At 31.5% G+C, this 17,082-nt stretch carries 18 protein-coding genes and 1 pseudogene; 3 read left to right on the forward strand and 16 right to left on the reverse strand.

The window, feature by feature from the left end; translation table 11 throughout:
• The first annotated feature begins 277 nt into the window (after positions 1 to 277).
• From ES044_RS00155 to ES044_RS00165, 3 genes and pseudogenes are all read left to right on the forward strand, one after another.
• Positions 278 to 2,431: pseudogene (locus ES044_RS00155) on the forward strand (TonB-dependent receptor).
• Positions 2,432 to 2,813: 382 nt separating this feature from the next.
• Complete coding sequence (locus tag ES044_RS00160) at positions 2,814 to 3,233, forward strand: DUF2141 domain-containing protein (RefSeq protein WP_147117422.1); 420 nt, start codon at positions 2,814 to 2,816, stop codon at positions 3,231 to 3,233.
• A 30-nt stretch (positions 3,234 to 3,263) separates the two neighbouring features.
• On the forward strand, positions 3,264 to 3,887 hold the full coding sequence (locus ES044_RS00165) for a hypothetical protein (protein ID WP_147117421.1): 624 nt from the start codon (positions 3,264 to 3,266) through the stop codon (positions 3,885 to 3,887).
• 65 nt (positions 3,888 to 3,952) lie between these two features.
• Here the strand turns inward: ES044_RS00165 and ES044_RS00170 are convergent, their stop codons facing one another.
• From ES044_RS00170 to ES044_RS00245, 16 genes are all read right to left on the reverse strand, one after another.
• Entirely contained in the window at positions 3,953 to 5,038 is a 1,086-nt protein-coding gene (locus ES044_RS00170; protein WP_147117420.1) for an amidohydrolase family protein, read from the reverse strand.
• A gap of 49 nt (positions 5,039 to 5,087) precedes the next feature.
• Positions 5,088 to 5,621: a 3-hydroxyanthranilate 3,4-dioxygenase gene (locus ES044_RS00175; RefSeq protein ID WP_147117419.1), complete on the reverse strand. Its 534-nt coding sequence runs from the start codon at positions 5,619 to 5,621 to the stop codon at positions 5,088 to 5,090.
• A 93-nt stretch (positions 5,622 to 5,714) separates the two neighbouring features.
• Complete coding sequence (locus tag ES044_RS00180; RefSeq protein ID WP_147117418.1) at positions 5,715 to 6,494, reverse strand: SDR family oxidoreductase; 780 nt, start codon at positions 6,492 to 6,494, stop codon at positions 5,715 to 5,717.
• Positions 6,495 to 6,582: 88 nt separating this feature from the next.
• Positions 6,583 to 6,783, reverse strand: a complete 201-nt coding sequence (locus ES044_RS00185) for a DUF6500 family protein (RefSeq protein WP_223269076.1) — start codon at positions 6,781 to 6,783, stop codon at positions 6,583 to 6,585.
• 154 nt (positions 6,784 to 6,937) lie between these two features.
• Positions 6,938 to 8,377 carry an aldehyde dehydrogenase gene (locus ES044_RS00190; protein WP_147117417.1) on the reverse strand — a complete coding sequence of 480 codons (1,440 nt, stop codon included), beginning with the start codon at positions 8,375 to 8,377 and terminating at the stop codon, positions 6,938 to 6,940.
• Positions 8,378 to 8,577: 200 nt separating this feature from the next.
• Positions 8,578 to 9,183, reverse strand: a complete 606-nt coding sequence (locus ES044_RS00195) for a DUF6090 family protein (protein ID WP_147117416.1) — start codon at positions 9,181 to 9,183, stop codon at positions 8,578 to 8,580.
• A complete protein-coding gene (locus ES044_RS00200) occupies positions 9,180 to 9,932 on the reverse strand; it encodes a DUF6090 family protein (RefSeq protein ID WP_147117415.1) in 753 nt (250 codons plus the stop codon). Before ES044_RS00200 ends, ES044_RS00195 begins: the two co-directional genes overlap by 4 nt.
• Positions 9,925 to 10,722 (reverse strand): DUF6090 family protein, encoded by a 798-nt coding sequence (locus ES044_RS00205; protein WP_147117414.1) that lies wholly within the window; start codon positions 10,720 to 10,722, stop codon positions 9,925 to 9,927. Before ES044_RS00205 ends, ES044_RS00200 begins: the two co-directional genes overlap by 8 nt.
• 176 nt (positions 10,723 to 10,898) lie before the next feature.
• On the reverse strand, positions 10,899 to 11,915 hold the full coding sequence (locus ES044_RS00210) for a DUF6090 family protein (protein WP_147117413.1): 1,017 nt from the start codon (positions 11,913 to 11,915) through the stop codon (positions 10,899 to 10,901).
• 2 nt (positions 11,916 to 11,917) lie between these two features.
• On the reverse strand, positions 11,918 to 12,148 hold the full coding sequence (locus tag ES044_RS00215) for a hypothetical protein (protein WP_147186837.1): 231 nt from the start codon (positions 12,146 to 12,148) through the stop codon (positions 11,918 to 11,920).
• A 104-nt stretch (positions 12,149 to 12,252) separates the two neighbouring features.
• Positions 12,253 to 12,684 (reverse strand): hypothetical protein, encoded by a 432-nt coding sequence (locus ES044_RS00220; RefSeq protein WP_147117411.1) that lies wholly within the window; start codon positions 12,682 to 12,684, stop codon positions 12,253 to 12,255.
• Positions 12,685 to 13,321: 637 nt separating this feature from the next.
• A complete protein-coding gene (locus tag ES044_RS00225) occupies positions 13,322 to 13,753 on the reverse strand; it encodes a DUF6090 family protein (RefSeq protein ID WP_147117410.1) in 432 nt (143 codons plus the stop codon).
• 3 nt (positions 13,754 to 13,756) lie between these two features.
• Positions 13,757 to 13,948, reverse strand: coding sequence for a hypothetical protein (locus ES044_RS00230; protein ID WP_147117409.1), 192 nt, complete (start codon positions 13,946 to 13,948; stop codon positions 13,757 to 13,759).
• A 640-nt stretch (positions 13,949 to 14,588) separates the two neighbouring features.
• On the reverse strand, positions 14,589 to 14,906 hold the full coding sequence (locus ES044_RS00235) for a hypothetical protein (protein WP_147117408.1): 318 nt from the start codon (positions 14,904 to 14,906) through the stop codon (positions 14,589 to 14,591).
• Positions 14,907 to 15,109: 203 nt separating this feature from the next.
• Positions 15,110 to 16,615 carry a M20/M25/M40 family metallo-hydrolase gene (locus tag ES044_RS00240; RefSeq protein WP_147117407.1) on the reverse strand — a complete coding sequence of 502 codons (1,506 nt, stop codon included), beginning with the start codon at positions 16,613 to 16,615 and terminating at the stop codon, positions 15,110 to 15,112.
• Positions 16,615 to 17,010: a RidA family protein gene (locus ES044_RS00245; RefSeq protein WP_147117406.1), complete on the reverse strand. Its 396-nt coding sequence runs from the start codon at positions 17,008 to 17,010 to the stop codon at positions 16,615 to 16,617. Before ES044_RS00245 ends, ES044_RS00240 begins: the two co-directional genes overlap by 1 nt.
• Between the last annotated feature and the right edge of the window lie 72 nt (positions 17,011 to 17,082).

The raw sequence follows: 17,082 nt of genomic DNA on the forward strand, positions 1-17,082 counted from the left end.
AACAAGAATTTCTTTCTTAAAATTCCGATTATTTTATATGTCTGTTTTGTATACAGTATTTTATTTGAATACTTCTTACCAAAATATTTAGCAAGATACACGTCAGATAATATTGACGTGCTGCTCTATTTTTCTGGCGGATTTGTGTTTTATTTTTTACAAAACAGAAAAATAAAGTCCTAAATTACAACTCATCAATTAAAAATTACAACTCGGTATTTCTTCTTTTTAAAACCTCGGTAACTAGTACATATTTGTAGCATCAAACTTAATCATGATGAAACAACTAGTCTTTTTACTTTGTATTTTATGTCAATTCTCTAACGTTGCACAAACAATTTCTGGAAAAGTTACCGATGCTAAAAACAAGGCTATTTTCGGAGCAAATGTGTATTTAAAGAGTACTTATGATGGCGGGTCAACCAATGAAAAAGGCGAGTTTTCTTTTGAAACATCAGAAAAAGGAAACCAAACTTTAGTCATTTCTTTTGTCTCTTTTGAACCTTATCTTAAAACTGCCGATATTTCAGTTCTCAAAAATTTACAAATAAAATTACGAGATGATGTAAATTCATTAGACGCAGTTGTTATCAATGCAGGAACTTTTGAAGCTGGCGAAAAAGGAAAAGTTACCGTTTTAAAACCTTTAGATATTGTTACCACAGCAAATGCAATGGGCGATTTTTTGGGCGCTTTGCAAACATTACCTGGCACCTCTGCAAATGAAGAGGATGGTCGTTTATTTGTAAGAGGTGGTGAGGCAGAAGAAACACAAATTTTTATTGACGGAATTCGCGTGTTTACTCCCTACACGCCTGCCGCAAACAACCTTCCGGTTCGTGGCCGTTATTCGCCATTTCTATTTTCGGGGATTTCTTTTTCTACTGGCGGATATTCTGCAGAATACGGTCAAGCCTTGTCGAGTGTTTTATTATTAAACACTATCGATACACCAGATCAAGAAAAAACCGATCTATCTTTTATGAGCGTTGGTTTAGGTCTCGGAAATACACAAATTTGGGGTGAAAATTCTTTAAGTGTAAATGCTTCTTATATCAATTTAGCACCGTATCAATTTGCGTTGCCAGACAGAAATAAATGGTACAAACCCGTAGAAACTTTAAGCTGAGAAATGGTGTATAGACATGCTTTTAAAGACGATTCTTTATTAAAAATTTACGGTGCTTTTAGCGCAACCAATTTCGATTTGGTTCAAGATAATATTAATTTTAATGAAGGTGTTCGTTTTGCTTTAAATAATGCAAATCTTTATATAAACAGTTCTTATAAAAATAAATTTGGCAATAATTGGCGGCTTGAAACGGGGTTGAGTTTTACCAACGATCAAAATGAGATAAAAATTATAGATGATATAATGAACAGCAACGAAAATTCTGCACATTTTAAAATAAAACTAAAAAAAAAAATTTCGAGTCGCTTTAAAATAAGTCTTGGTTCAGAGTATTTTGTGACCAATTTTAAGGAAAATTATAATGCTTTTACAAACAACGATTTTAGCTATGGCTTTGATAATAATTTAGTTACCTCTTTTGTAGAAACCGATATTTTCTTTTCAAAATATTTGGCAATAAAAATAGGCGTTAGAGCAGAAAATTCTGAATTACTACATGAATTTACTTTGTCGCCAAGAACTTCTATCGCGTATAAATCGGGTAAAAACTCACAATTTTCATTTGCCTATGGTCAGTTTTATCAAAATCCAAATAACGATTTTTTAAAGTTTAGCAACAATTTTAAGGCAGAAAACACTTCGCATTTAATTGCTAATTTTCAACATACCAAACAAGATCAAATTTTTAGAATTGAGGCCTACTATAAAGATTACCAAAGCCTGGTAAAGTTTGATACTGAAATGCCCAATTTTAATTCAAACTTTAACAATACCGGAACCGGTTATGCAAAAGGAATCGATATTTTTTGGAGACAAAATAATAAAATAAAAAATACAGATTATTGGGTTTCGTACTCTTATTTAGACACCGAAAGAGATTATAGAAATTTCCCTGTAACTTCCATGCCTAGTTTCGCATCTCAACACAACCTATCAATTGTTGCCAAACATTGGATAAGAAATTTAAAAAGTCAGGTTGGTTTTAGCTATAGTTTTGCTTCAGGCAGAACCTATACAAACCCCAACGAAGGTGGTTTTTTAAACAGTAAAACCAAAAATTTCAATTCTTTGAGTCTAAATTGGGCGTATTTAATAGACCAGCAAAAGATCTTATACATCTCTGCATCTAATGTTTTAGGCACTCAAAATGTATTTGGCTATAATTATAAAGACACCCCGAATATGAATGGAAATTTTGACAGACAAGCCATTTTACCAAACGTAAACAGTTTCTTTTTTGTTGGTTTTTTCTGGACAATTAGCGACGATCAAAAAAGGAATCAACTAGATAATTTATAATTTTTTTTTGAAGCTATTTCCTGCTTTTCACTATATCTTTTTATGAAAAATAAAAAGGATGCCGTTTCAATCAGGGCTAAAAATTTTTAAAATTCAACAATAAAATTAAAAAATTTGACCCATAAATTATTGTGTACACCTTTAAAATGAAAACTATTCATTTTGCATCGCTACCACAAAAACTGCAAAAAATAAATAACTCATAAACTGTTTTTACAAAGCAAAAACCAATCTCTTCAATACATACAGAAGTTATTCTAATCTAGCTAAAAAACATAAATTACAATTCGGCCATAAAAAATCACAATTCGGTATGTTTCTTGTTTTAATTTGCTAAAAACATCAGATATTTGAATTAATAATAATTATAATAGAAAAAGTTATGAAAAAAATAATTTTAACAGTCGTTATGATCTTAACAGGAGTTTTCTCAACAAATGCTCAAGAAGAAACTTTTACGTTAACTGTAAATATTTCTGGTTTAAACTCTAACCAAGGATCTTTAATAGTGGGTGTTTATAACACCGAAGATAGTTTTTTAAAAATCCGATTTAAAGGTGCTATTATTAAAATAAAAGACAAAAAATCTATGGTTATTTTTAAAGACCTCCCAAAAGGAGAATATGCCGTTTCTTTTGTACATGATGAAAATAATAATAAAAAAATGGATACCAATTTTATAGGCATTCCAAAAGAAGATTTTGGCTGCTCTAACAATGCTACTGGTTTTATGGGACCACCAAAATATAAGGATGCAAAGTTTTTATTAGAAGAAAACAAAACAATTGATATGAAACCATAAGCATCATTAACTTCTCTAAAATCATTTAAAATGAAAAATGCAATTTTAATCATCACACTATTATTTGTAGAAATTATAACAGCCCAGTCAAAATATGAAACAGGAATGCAAAAAGCGTTTGGTCTCTGGGAACAGGGCAAAATGACAAAAGCCTCTCAACTTTTTGAAAGAATATCTAAAGCCGAACCCACAAAATGGAAACCTGCTTATTATGCGGCAACCGTAGAAATTTTAAGTAGTTTTGGTTTAAAGAATGAAACAACTTTAAACGCAAAATTAACTAAAGCACAAGAATTTTTAGAGGTTGCTAAAACAAATTCAGAAAATAATCCAGAAATTATAATTACACAGGCATTGTTGCATACGGCTTATATCGCTTTTGATGGTCAGAAATATGGCATGTCTTTATCAGGCAAAAACAGCCAATTATACTTACGGGCATTGGCAATTTCCCCAAATAATCCGCGAGTAATTTTAGGTTACGCAGAATGGAATATGGGTGCTGCAAAATTCTTCGGAAAACCTACCAAACCGTATTGCAACGAGATTAAAAGAGCTATTGAATTAGGCAAAGAAGAAAAAATTAAAGAAGCATTTTATCCGAAATTTTTAATTTCTAGAGCAGAAGAAGCCTTAAAAGGATGTAGGAAATGAGATCAGTATACAACTACAGTTTTCAGTTAGCGACTTACTGAAAACTGCAACTACGTACTGTAAACTTATTTTAAAATTTTATCAATCAACTCTTGTTTTGCTTTTTCATCGTCACCAAATAACCATTGCAAAACATTGTCTTCCCAAATTTGCCCTTTTTCTAATTCGCTTATAATATTTTGGTCAATTGCCAAATCTAAAATCTTACCAGGATATGAAGATTGCTTGTCGCTTTCCATTTCTCCTAGAGGATACGGGTCATCTAAACCCATTAAAACCTGACTTGTACCTTGTCTTTGTAACATTAATTTTAGAGAATCTGTATCGTGCACCAACGTATCAAAAAAGATATTTTTATGCCCCACAGCTTTTCTTGGGTGATATTTTCCTTCAAATAAATCGGGTCTTCCGTCAAAACCTTGAATTCTTCTTCCTAAATTCATTTGTGCCAGCTGACCTCCATGCGCAAAACACGTTCTTATATTTTTAAAACGTTCTTGCATTCCGTTTAAAGTATAAAAGTGATACGCATCACCACATTGCGCCAGCATCCAAATTAAATGAAAACGCCAATTGGTATTTTCTAATTTGATCATTTTATCGCCGTCATACGGATGAATTTCAATGGCCAATTTATACTTATCTGCCAATTCAAAAATTCGATCATTTTCTTCATCAAAAACACAGCGCCACTGCCCAATAGAATCCATAAAATGGGTTGGTAAACACAAAACTTTTAACCCTAATTCTTCTACACAGCGTTTCATTTCATCTAGTGCACCATAAATAAAACCAGGATGCACTACAAAACCACAGGTAAATTTATCGGGATGACTTTTTTGCACTTTAGCATTAAAATCATTCTGAAAACGTAATGCCTTTTTCATTTCTTCTAAACGCAATCCATTACCATATAATTGAGACAAATTTAAAACTACGGCATGGTCTAACTTATTTTTTTCCATCCATAGTAATTTCTCATTTAAGAAAAAACTCGAATCTGTTACCGGTCGTTTCCACCCCTTTTGCAACATGTGTTTTCGTTCATCATCTACCCAAAAAATTTCTTTTTCCTTCATAAAGTCAGGAATTTCTTCTGGATAAGGCAATAAATGTGAGTGTCCGTTAATACGTAGTTTTCTATGGCTCATGTTAATCTTGTTCTCTTAAATATTAGAATTTACTGCTTACTGCAACTATTTAACTGCCAACTTTTTTTGGCTCTTTCATTACAGCTCCGCACTTATTACAGGTACATTTTTGTGTATCAGAATAATATGTATTGAATATTTTCTGCATATCTGTTTCAATATTTTTAACCGAAAAATTTTCGCTGTATAATTGATTCCCACATTTTTCACAATACCATTCTAATGCATCTAATACACCTTCAGAACGCGGATACTCAATAACCAAACCAACCGTATTTTCTTTTCTTTGTGGCGAATGTGGCACTTTTGCTGGCAGTAAATAAATATCCCCTTCGTTAATTGCTACATCAATCATTTTACCAGAATCGTCAATAATCTTCAAAATCATATCACCTTCTAACTGATAAAAAAACTCTGGAGTTTCATTATAATGATAATCTTTTCTATTATTTGGTCCGCCAACTACCATCACAATAAAATCGCCATTGTCCCAAACTTGTTTGTTTCCGATGGGTGGTTTTAATAAATGACGGTGTTCATCAATCCACTTTTTAAAATTTAAAGGTTGTACTAGATTACTCATATTCTTTAGATTTTTTTTGATTATTAGAGCCAAGACTAAAAAACATGAACCCAAACTGTCTTGTTTCTAAAAAATCTTGATTTTTGATTCTTTTTATAATGATTTTGTTCTACCACCATCTACAGGCACATTAATTCCGTTGATGAAACTTGCTTTTTCACTTGTTAAAAATACAATAGCATTTGCAATTTCTTCTGGTTTAGCAAAGCGTTTTGCTGGTGACGAGTTTTTCATATTAGTTGAAACTTCTTCAATTGACAAACCTGTTTTTGCAGATTTGTTTTTGATAATTTCATTTAAACGTTCTGTTCCTGTTGCTCCTGGCAGCACGTTGTTTACTGTAATTCCGAATTCGCCCAACTCATTTGCCAACGTTTTAGACCAACTTGCCACAGCTCCTCTAATGGTATTAGAAACGCCCAAACCATCTAAAGGTTGTTTGACAGAAGTAGAAATTACATTTACAATTCTACCATAACATTGGGCTTTCATAAACGGCACTAGCGCCTGCACCAATATATGATTGCATTTTAAATGCTGTGTAAAAGCACTTTCAAATTCTTCTATTTTCGCATTAAAGATAGGACCTCCTGCCGGACCTCCTGTATTATTTATCAGAATATGAAATTGTAAATCTAACTGCTCTAAAACGTGTTTCAGTTCCTTTGGTTTCGAAAAATCGGCAACTAAATAATCATGAGATTGTTCTCCATTGTTCTTTAATTCTGATAAAACAGCTTTTAGCTTCTCTTCATTTCTAGCAATTAAAGTTACGTTTGCCCCTTCCTCTGCTAATAAAATTGCTGTTGCTTTTCCGATTCCTTGTGTGCTTCCGCAAACTAATGCGTTTTTATTTTTTAAGTTTAAATTCATAATCAGCCCCATCTAACCTCCCCAAAAGGGGAGAAACTCAAACTGGGTTAAACAGAGTTCTATTAATATTTATTTTTCATCATGATGCTCATTTTATCCCTTCTGGATAGTGGGGATGAGCTTTTATCATTTCCTTAATCTTAACCGCTTTTTCAAAATAATTTAATTGATGCGATTCAATCCACCATTTGGCAACTTCCATCAATAAAACTGGATGTTCATTTTTATTTTCAAAAAAAGCATCGAATGAGACTCCTTCATTGTCTCCTTTTTTTTGCAATCTTCTCATCACAAACTTGAATGATTTTTTCTTTTATCTCCTTATTCATAAACAAAATAAAGGTATTCGTTCATGTTTAAAGTTCTATATAATTATTAAATAACGACACAATATTTATTGTATTCGCAACAGTTTCTTCCCTTTGAGAAGATTAAAATGACCTTTAATACTGTATACAAATGTTTTTTGCTTCTGTAAAAAATCGCAATGCTTCAAAACCACCTTCTCGCCCAACTCCAGATTCTTTTTGTCCGCCAAATGGCGTTCTTAAATCTCGTAACATCCAAGTATTTACCCAAACAATACCTGTTTGTAATTGTTTAGAAAACTGCATAGTTCTGTTTAAGTTATTTGTCCATAATGTTGCCGATAATCCGTATTGAACTTCGTTTGCTAAATGTAAGGCTTCTTTATCGGTTTTAAATGACATGATGGTTACAACTGGTCCAAAAATTTCTTCTTGATTTAATCTGCATGTATTATCAGTAATTTCTATAATTGTTGGTTGTAAGTAATAACCGTTTTCAAAGTTTTTGACAGTAACGCTGTCGCCTCCAAATAAAACTTTTCCGCCTTCTTGTGCTGCCATATCAATATAACTTTTTACTTTTTCTAAATGTTCTTTAGAAACCAAAGCACCTAAATTTGTGGTTGTTTCTAATGGATGTCCGACTTTTAATTCAGCTACTTTTTTTATAAAATCTATTTTAAATTTTTCATAAATTTTTTCTTCTACTAAAATACGACTTCCGCATAAACAAATTTGCCCTTGATTGGCAAAAGAAGAGCGAACTGTGGTTGCGAGCATTTTATCATAATCGCAATCTGCAAAAATAATATTCGGATTTTTACCACCAAGTTCTAGAGATAGTTTCTTAAACATGGGTGCAGCAACTCTTGCAATATGAGCACCCGTTTTTGTACCCCCCGTAAAAGAAATCGCTTTTATCTTTGGATGCGCTACAATTGCTTGCCCTGTTGCTGTTCCTACACCATGTACCATATTTAAAACACCTTTTGGCAAACCCGCTTCTGTACAGATTTCACCTAGTAAAAAAGCGGTCATTGGCGTAATTTCACTCGGTTTTGCAACAACACAGTTTCCTGCAGCAATTGCAGGAGCAATTTTCCAGGTAAATAAATACAACGGCAAATTCCAAGGAGAAATACAGCCTACAACGCCAATCGGTTGGCGTAATGTAAAATTTATCGCATTCAGACCGATACTTTCATGTGCTTCTGATGAAAACTGAGTAATCGCATTTGCAAAAAACTGAAAGTTACTTGCTGCCCTCGGAATATCAACTTGCTTTGCTAAACTAATTGGTTTTCCGTTGTCTTTTGATTCTGCAGCTGCTAAAAAATCTAGTTTTTCTAAAATTAAATCTGCTATTTTAGAGAGAATTTTATGGCGTTCATCTAAAGTTGTATTGCTCCATTTTAGAAAAGCGTTTGCAGCAGCTTTATAAGCTTTTTCTACATCTTCTTTTGTTGAGTTTGGTATTTGACCATAGACCGCGCCAGTTGCAGGATTATAATTATCTAACCAATTATTCTGAATTGGATTTACAAACTTGCCGTTTATGTAGTTTTGTATTTTCATGCTATGGTTTTCAATTCTTATTAGATATTTTAACAATACGATCTATGGGTACTTTAATTTAAAAAAAATAAAAATTTAACTTCCATTTAAAACCTGTATCAACCTTTCTGTTTCCTCTCAAACATCGGCTGTTAAGCCGATATAGCGATCCATAGAATGCCTTTGAATAAACAAACAGTATATTTACATTACAAAAAAAATTACGCATCAACCTCTTGCCATAATTGATTTACAAGATTTTCATTGTCACTAATCAAAGTTATAGATGCATATTGCTTATCATACTCACCGTATAAATCAAAATATGCTTTAGAATTGCCGCTAGAAACAAAGGTTTCATAAGCTTGCAACCTATTTAATTCCATATATTTTTGTGCCACGGTATCCTTAAAAAGATCAATTGTACCTGTTGAAACTAGTAATTTAAAGGTGTTTGTGTTATCTGTTTTTAGAGTTCTCACCCCACCTATTGTATGCGCTTTCACAAAATCTTTACTATTTATTTTTGTGGTCGTTGGCTTTCTTATAAACGCTATAACTGAATCTAGTATTTTAAGAGTTTCCTTATTATCTATCAGCTGTACATTTAATTGTTTGGCGTCTTTGGTTAAGTCGTTTATTAAATTTGCCGAATACACTTGTTTTAAACTTCCATTTTTTAAAGTTTCATTCCAATTACTAATCTGTAGTACTACTAAAATACCAGCAACAACCAATACAATTTCGCCAATGGCGTATTTAAAATACTTGGATGTCTTATTCTCAAAAAGTAAGTTTCGACGAATATTTCTAAAGATTTTTATCATTTTTTTATCTTTCTCAATTCAATTTCTATTTCGTTACGCAAAGCTTTGTTTAAATCGAAAAAGACAATTAATTTAGCCAAAGTTCCTCCGTTATTGTCTTTAAAACCTACCATTTCTCGGTAAAGCTCATTCTTTAAGTTTTTATCATTATAACTTCTAATCGACACCGTTTTATTTAAGTTCACCGATTCAAAAAAACGAATAATACCAGCATTATTTTCTAATATACCAAGTATTGCTTTTTCTACGTCCATAATACTTCTATTCATTTTTTTTTGTTCATAATCGTAGTAACGTGATATTTTAGTGGTCAGTAGATTATTAGATAATTGCAGCCCGTTGGCTTTTAAAATTTCGTAGGCGTTGTTTATCGGAAAATATCTTTCAAAAGTTAAAAAATTAACAACATCTTTCTCTAAACTATCTTTATTAATCTCCTCTTTTTGTAGGTACTTTAACATAGCGACTACAGATGTTTTTGCTTTTTGTCTTTGCTCAATAATCTCTTTTAAAATAAGAGCATCTTCGTTCAAATTACTCAATACCTCTGTTAAAACATACACCTCTGTGCTGCTACTTTTTATCGCTTCATTCCAATTATTAATTTGCAAAGCAATTAAAATACCTATAACAACCAAAAAAATTTCGCCAATGGCATATTTCAAATACTTGGTTGCTCTGCCCGCTGGCGCAGTAGCCGAATTTTTTGTTAGTATATTCCGACGAATTTTTCTAAAAAATCTAATCATTATTTCCGTCGTTTTTTAAATCATTTTGTATCAACTCTTTCAACTTTAAAAGAAGTATTGTCATCTTGTTATGCCCTCCTTTAAAACCTATATTATTCATTACGGCAAGCTTTAACCCATTTCTGAATTCATTAATCTTTAGTAATCTATTGTATCCAGGAATTACGGTAGCTATTGAAATTTGAGATGGATTACTAAACACTGGTATTCCCGTTATAGCAGTTTTTTGAATGTCTAATAAATTGAGAACTTCACCATTTTTTATAGCAACATTATAAAGATACTCTTCATACTCTCGATACATGTGATGCTCCCCATTATTTATGGCCACATACATTTTATCTAGCTCTAATAATTCATTTTTAATCGCATCATTTGTAATATAATGAAGATTGCCAGAACTTAATAATTCTTTATAGGTATTGTTTGTAGGAGTGAAAATTATTCTACTAAAGACTTTATTGATTGCCATTTCTAATTCTACGACATCATTGGCTGTTTCTAGTGTTTTAAACTCAAGTAGCCGAGCCGCAGCTTTAGCCGTTTCCCATCTATAATTAATAATACTATCGTTGTTTTTAAGTTCTAACTTAATATCTGCTTTCAAATTTTTAAGATAGCTTACTTCTTGCTTACGTAACTTTTTGACCTCGTTATTATTATTTATAGCAAGCGCTATTAAAATGCCAATTACTACAAGAATAATTTCGCCAATAGCGTATAATAAATACTTTGTTGTTCTATTTCCTTTTATCATTGATTTACGGGCATTTCTGAAAAGTTTGATCATTGGTTTTTTTAAGTTTGATTTTTTTAATAAATTTTAAAAAATACTCCTTTACAGCAACTTAATCTGCAGGCAAAAGCAGTAGAAAGTAATCGCCCATTTGTGTATTTTAATTCATTTAGATATTTTTAAGAGAATGTTGTTCTTTATCAGCAAAATTCTCGACAAAATTACCGCGTTTATTCACCTTCAAAAATTCTTTTGTAATTTGACTTTGTCTTTGAAAACAACCTATTAAACATCGATTTATCATTATTAAATTCTAAATACTCACCACCTATATGCAAAGTAATAGAATCTCTTACTGTTACGTTCATAGCTTCTAGTTTTTCACCTGACCTATTACTACTCCAGTTCCCAAATAACATATTTTTCTCAATATTATACTGTAGGCTCAACGTATAATTCTTGTTGGTGTAATTACCTACAAAGTATTTTAAATTTTCAGGATTCATCGTTATGAACATATGGTCTAATTCCTTCATGTTTTTATCAGGAAAGCCTAATGCTACCATTTGCCTATAAATTTTAAGTGCCTTATATTTCTTTTGCACCAACTCTGGCGCTATGTCATCTAAAGTAAAACTATATCTTGCTAGTCTGTTTTTGTGGTCTTTATCCGTTAATAAAAAACAAATATAATCATCCGTTTTATCACGATACAGCGATTCAGCAAAATCTTGAATAAGCTCAAAATTCCTTGTGCTTAAATCTAGTAAGCCAGTATAAGAGGTTTCAAAAGCCGACAGATTATAAAGTTTTTTCATTTCTAAAATTAGTGGTCTATAAATTTCAGGTACATCATCTGCATTTTGAATAAGTTTATTAAAAGCTTCATTTTGGGTTTCAACGGCACTATAACTCGACATAATTCTTTGTAAACTAATTTTATTTTTATAATCTTTAAAAGTCAAGGTGTCTGAAAATACACTTCTTACATCGCGAAGTTTATTATAGTAATAATTGCCTTTATACTCAAACTCAAGTATATTATTTAAAATTTCATTTTGCACCTCTAATAATTGGTTATAGGCTTCTTTTTCTTTCGTTTTATTGGTGCTCCATTTACTTACTTGAAACGCAATTAATATACCAATCACCACCAATACAATTTCGCCAATAGCATATTTAAAATACTTTGATGTTTTATTTTCCAAGAGCAAATTCTGACGGATTTTTCTAAATATTTTTATCATGATTAATCATTAAAATGAGGCTTTTCTATGATTTCTAAAAATTCTAAAGTTTCTTTACGCACTTGCTCATGCAGAGATTCTTGAACCCTATAATGATTTAAAAAAACAGCATTATTATTATTATTATTATTATTATTATTATTATTATACTTCCTCATTTGAGGAGAACCCAAGTTGTATCTCCAGTTTATCACTTCCTTATGCTCTTTTTCAGAATAGTTATATGGGTACATTAAGTCAATATCATTGTCATATATTTGACCGTTGTTATTGGTGTTTTCTGACCTTTTTTCTTCCCTGTATCGATTATAATCCGAAAAATTTTTAAATTTTAAAATTACATTTTTTTATCCATTGGAAATAGTTTTAAATTTCCTGTGCTAATTAAATCTTGGATTGAATACGTGCTTGTATGTAATATTCTTAAGTCAGTAAAAGCACTATCCGATTTACGCTTTAAAATATGCATATCAACATTTTCAGAATTATAGTATTTTACATAGGCAAGCAAACTATTATTCCAAATAGTTCGAATGCTATCCATTTCTTTTAATCGTAAAATATCTGTCTTTAATTCTAAAGCTATATTTTGCTCGTAAGTAGTTACGAGATCATTAGACTTCCTTACTTCATTTTGGTTATTTACTTGCAATGCTAATAAAATCCCAATCATTATAAGCGCTATTTCGCCGATCGCATAGGGCAAGTATTTACTAACTTTATTATTCAGAAGTAAATTTTTACGGATTTTACCGAAGAACTTAATCATCAGCTTCGTCTTTTTGTTCGTTTTTCATTTTTAAATATCCTGTTACCAATCGTACTCCTAATCTTGCGAATAGAATAATTGCGATGACCATAACTACATTAAATCCATCCATTTCAGTCCTTATTTACTACTTGCTTTTGCGCTATTAGTACTTTAAAATTTTAGCGATTTTTCTTTTTTATTTCGTGTTTCAAAAAACCTAAAAGCAGCATCTTATTTTACACAGGTCTTTATGACTTCTTTATTTCACCTTTACTAAACGACTTTTAATAGCTATTTTTTAAGTGTATTATCCTTTACAAAACCGTTATTATTAATTTCTAGCAAATAACTCTTTATCAATAGCTACTAAAAGAAGACGAGCCCTTGCTACAATTCTTTTAAACACTTCTCTTCTATATATTATTTATTTCTTGATTCGCATTTAAAAAATTATCTACACATAAATAGGTTGCAGATTTTGGGTTATCTATCCAAGTAGTATCGATTGATTTTAAAGCTATTCGAGATTTTTCTATTTGCGAAATCAATAGTTTAAAAGGATACATCGCCGGCTCTAAATGCCATAATTGGCTATGCGTAGTATTTATACTTCTAATATATTGTGTGTCCGCTTCTACAGAAAGATAATACCTATTTATTTTTTTAAGCCCTTATTTTTCATAGAATACATACTACCCGAATTAATCATCTCATGATACGTGTTTTGGTTGATATACAGTGCATTCCAAAGCGGTTCTGTTAAATCGGAAACCAAATTAATGTCTTTGACTGTTTTGGCTTTATAAGATAATTCTATTGCCAGTTCTGAATTAGCCTCACGCTGTACAAATGAAGAATGTTGTCGCTTTAAATTAGAAACATCAGATTCCAAATCACTTTTTATATTCACCAATAAAGCCAATTCTTTTTTTGATGCATTTTTAGATTCTTTCCAATTGTTTATCTGAAATGCAATCAAAACACCAATTACCACGAGAATAATTTCTCCTAAAGCATATTTAAAATGCTTGGATGTTTTATTCTTTAAAAGAAGGTTAAAACGAATTTTTCGAAAAAATTTAAACATATTTTAACCCATTTTACCATCGCCGTCTATGTCTATTGTGATATGCTTTTCTAATGCTACTAAAGTTTTGCGCAAAAGTGTTCTTGTTTTTTCAAGTTCTTTTTCTAGCAACTCCACCCTATCTTCTAAATTATTCGCTTTATCCTCTTGCTTATTTAATTCGTCTTGCTGCATTAAATCCCAGAATATTCCCATTGTTTTTGTTTTGGTTGATTTGTTTCCTTTTAAAATAAAGATAAATATCACCTTTTATTATTGATTTACACAAAGTTAACTTCTATAATATACTATTTCATGAAACCTATCTGAATAACTCCTTTTCGATTTAAGACATAAAGCTATCAAAAAGCAACTAAATGTATTTGAATTTGAGAAGATTCTAGGCTATGATATTCTTTATTTTAAGAACCCTAATTTGAAGATTTAGATAGCTTTAAGAGTTGCTATGTGCGCGCCAATTATGGCTTTTAATTTTAAAATGATCTTTGTCTTTATCGTGGTCTACAAGGGATTTGTAATCACAATAAATCAATCAATATTAGTTGCCTACCCTCGGAAGACAAAATTAATTAATCACAGGTAACAGCCAAAAGTAATTACAGTCATCTTATTAACAATAAATTAGCTACACAAGTCCATGGTTTTTGGCTTTTCATTTAACAATTCAATTAGTCTGGGTTGTAGTATCCATATACCCGTTAGAAACATCCAAAAACCTAACAGATACCAACCATAACCTTCATGTCTATTTCACAGTGTTGCTATGCATTTTGAAAAAAAGTATAGGATATGAATTATGAAATACATTAAAATGAAATGAAGTGAAATGGAGTAATTACCCAAGCTTTCTAGCTATAGTCAGCAATATTTTCGGTGTTAATTTCGTATCCCCACCAGAAACTGAAACAATAACAAGGTAATTAACAACAAATAAAATTTGTGCTTTAAATCGTTTTAAGTTCAGGGTAGATTTGTTTGTTAGTTTATTGTGTAATTTTTCTCCAACTTTTAAAGTCCAATACGTACATAATAACAACCAAATTATGATGAGTATCATTCTGATAATTGTTTCAGAAAAAACCGATAATATAGTTATAGATAAAAAGAATATCCAAAGTTTTAAAGCCAGTAATGTATTCAATTGATTTTTCATTTTTAGTTTGTAAAAAATGATTTCATGAATAATTGAGATTCTAGTTTATATAATAGTAACGAACGTTAAATTTTCTATAAAATAAACACAGTAATTTAATACTTCAACTTTCTCTAGATAATTTTAAGGAATATATCTCAATTTTAAAAAGTTTGCTTCAAACCAGATAAAAACAATCTAGCAGAACTAAATCACTCTTAATGCTATAAACTCGTATTTAAAATAGCTAAACAGATTTTAATACCCTGCCTAATATTTCCAATTCTAATGTTTTCATTTGGGTTGTGCTGATTGTTATCCATATTCACCATAGGAACAATAATCGCAGGAATATCTAATTCCGTAATTGCAGGAACAATTGGCACAGTGCCTCCCATCGTTCTGATGCTAATAGGTATTTCACCAAACGACGCTGTTAAAGAACTCCTGATTTTTTCTCCGAAAAATGAGTTTAATGGTGTTCTGAAAGCATGTACTCCAGCATTTCCCTTAAAAGTTACAATTTTAGAATTTTCTAGTCTTTCAGTATCCGTTGGAGCGCGATTTAAAACCAAAAATCCCTGTTCTGTAATATGATTTTTAATTTTATCTAACTGTTTTTGTCCATCGGTTTCTACTACTAAACGAACATCTATATCCGCAGTGGCATATTCTGGAATAATTGTTTTCAAACCCTCTCCCTTCCAAGAAGTGCCAATTTGTCTGATATTTAAAGTAGGATATTGCAGTGCTTCTTGGTAATTATTTCCCACATTTTCAGCTTTATGAATCAACAAAGCATTATTAATATCTTCTGTGTTATCCGGTACGGCATTTAGAATCGCAGACACATTTTTAGGAAGAACAATTCCTTTGTAATAGTCTTTGACACGTACTTTTCCCCCTTCAGATTTCATCGAAGCAAGCAATCTAGACAACGTAAAAACAGGATTTGCTACATAATTTCCGAAATGCCCACTATGCTGCGGAAGTTTAGAACCATAGGTTGTAATACTACAGGTTGCAATACCTCTGCAACCAAAGGTTAATGTTGGTTGGTTAGAATTATGCGCAGGACCATCCATAATAATCATATAATCTGACTCGTAAATTTCTTTGTATTTTTTTAAGGTGGATAGGAATCCTTCTGACGAATACTCTTCTTCTAAATCAAAAATAATTTTGATGTTAAATTTTGGATGTAAGTTTTGCTGTTGCAACAACTCTAAAGCAGATAAAAACATTACAATGGGTGCTTTATCATCTGCAGCTGCTCTTCCAAAAATTCGCCAATCGTCATTAATTTCTTCTTCTAAATTAGACCAAGGAATTGCTTCCCATGTTCCATCTAATTTTTGTTCTTTTAAAGCAGGAATAAATGGATTTTTTTGATTCCACATTGCAGCATTTACTGCTTGGCCGTCTAAATGAAAATAAAACAACACGGTTTTGAATGTGGGATCTACTATTCTCTCGGCGAACAAGACCGGCAATGTAGGCGATTCTAACGCTTTGAGTTGAAAATGAACTTTTTGAAACCTGTTTTTTACCCAATCAATATTTTCATACATTTTTGGAATATCCGCAGGCAAATTAGGAATGCTCACAAAAGCCCTATGACTAACCAAAACTTCTGGAAGTTTAGAGTTTATTTTTGCGTCCCAATTTTCTTGAGCATTTGCAAAGTTGAGCGACAGCATAAAAACTAATATTGCTACTATATTTTTCATCACTTCTTTTTATAGGCAGTCACTTTAATCTCTACCACCAAATCTGGATGCGGCAATTGATGCACGGCAACTGTGGTTCTTGTTGGCCCCGTTTCCTTATCAAAAAATTCTGCGTACGCTTTATTATACCCTGCAAAATCATTCATATTTACTAAAAAAGAAGAAACATCTACAACGTCTTTAATGCTTGCGCCAACAGTTTGTAAATTTTTATCAATATTTTTTAAAACTTCTCTAGTTTGTGTTTCTGCATTCAAATATTTTGTTCCCATCTCGTCAATAATATCGACTCCTGCAATGGTATTATCGGCTCTTCGAGAACTTGTTCCTGATACAAAAATAAAATCTCCTACCACTTTTACATGCGGGTATGCGCCTCTTGGTGTTACTTTCATCTTAATACCCTCTTAATCTCCCCGAAGGGGAGAAACTCAAACTGGGGATTTGAGTTCTTATTAATTTCTGTT

Source organism: Polaribacter sp. IC066 (assembly GCF_007997085.1).
GTDB lineage: Bacteria > Bacteroidota > Bacteroidia > Flavobacteriales > Flavobacteriaceae > Polaribacter.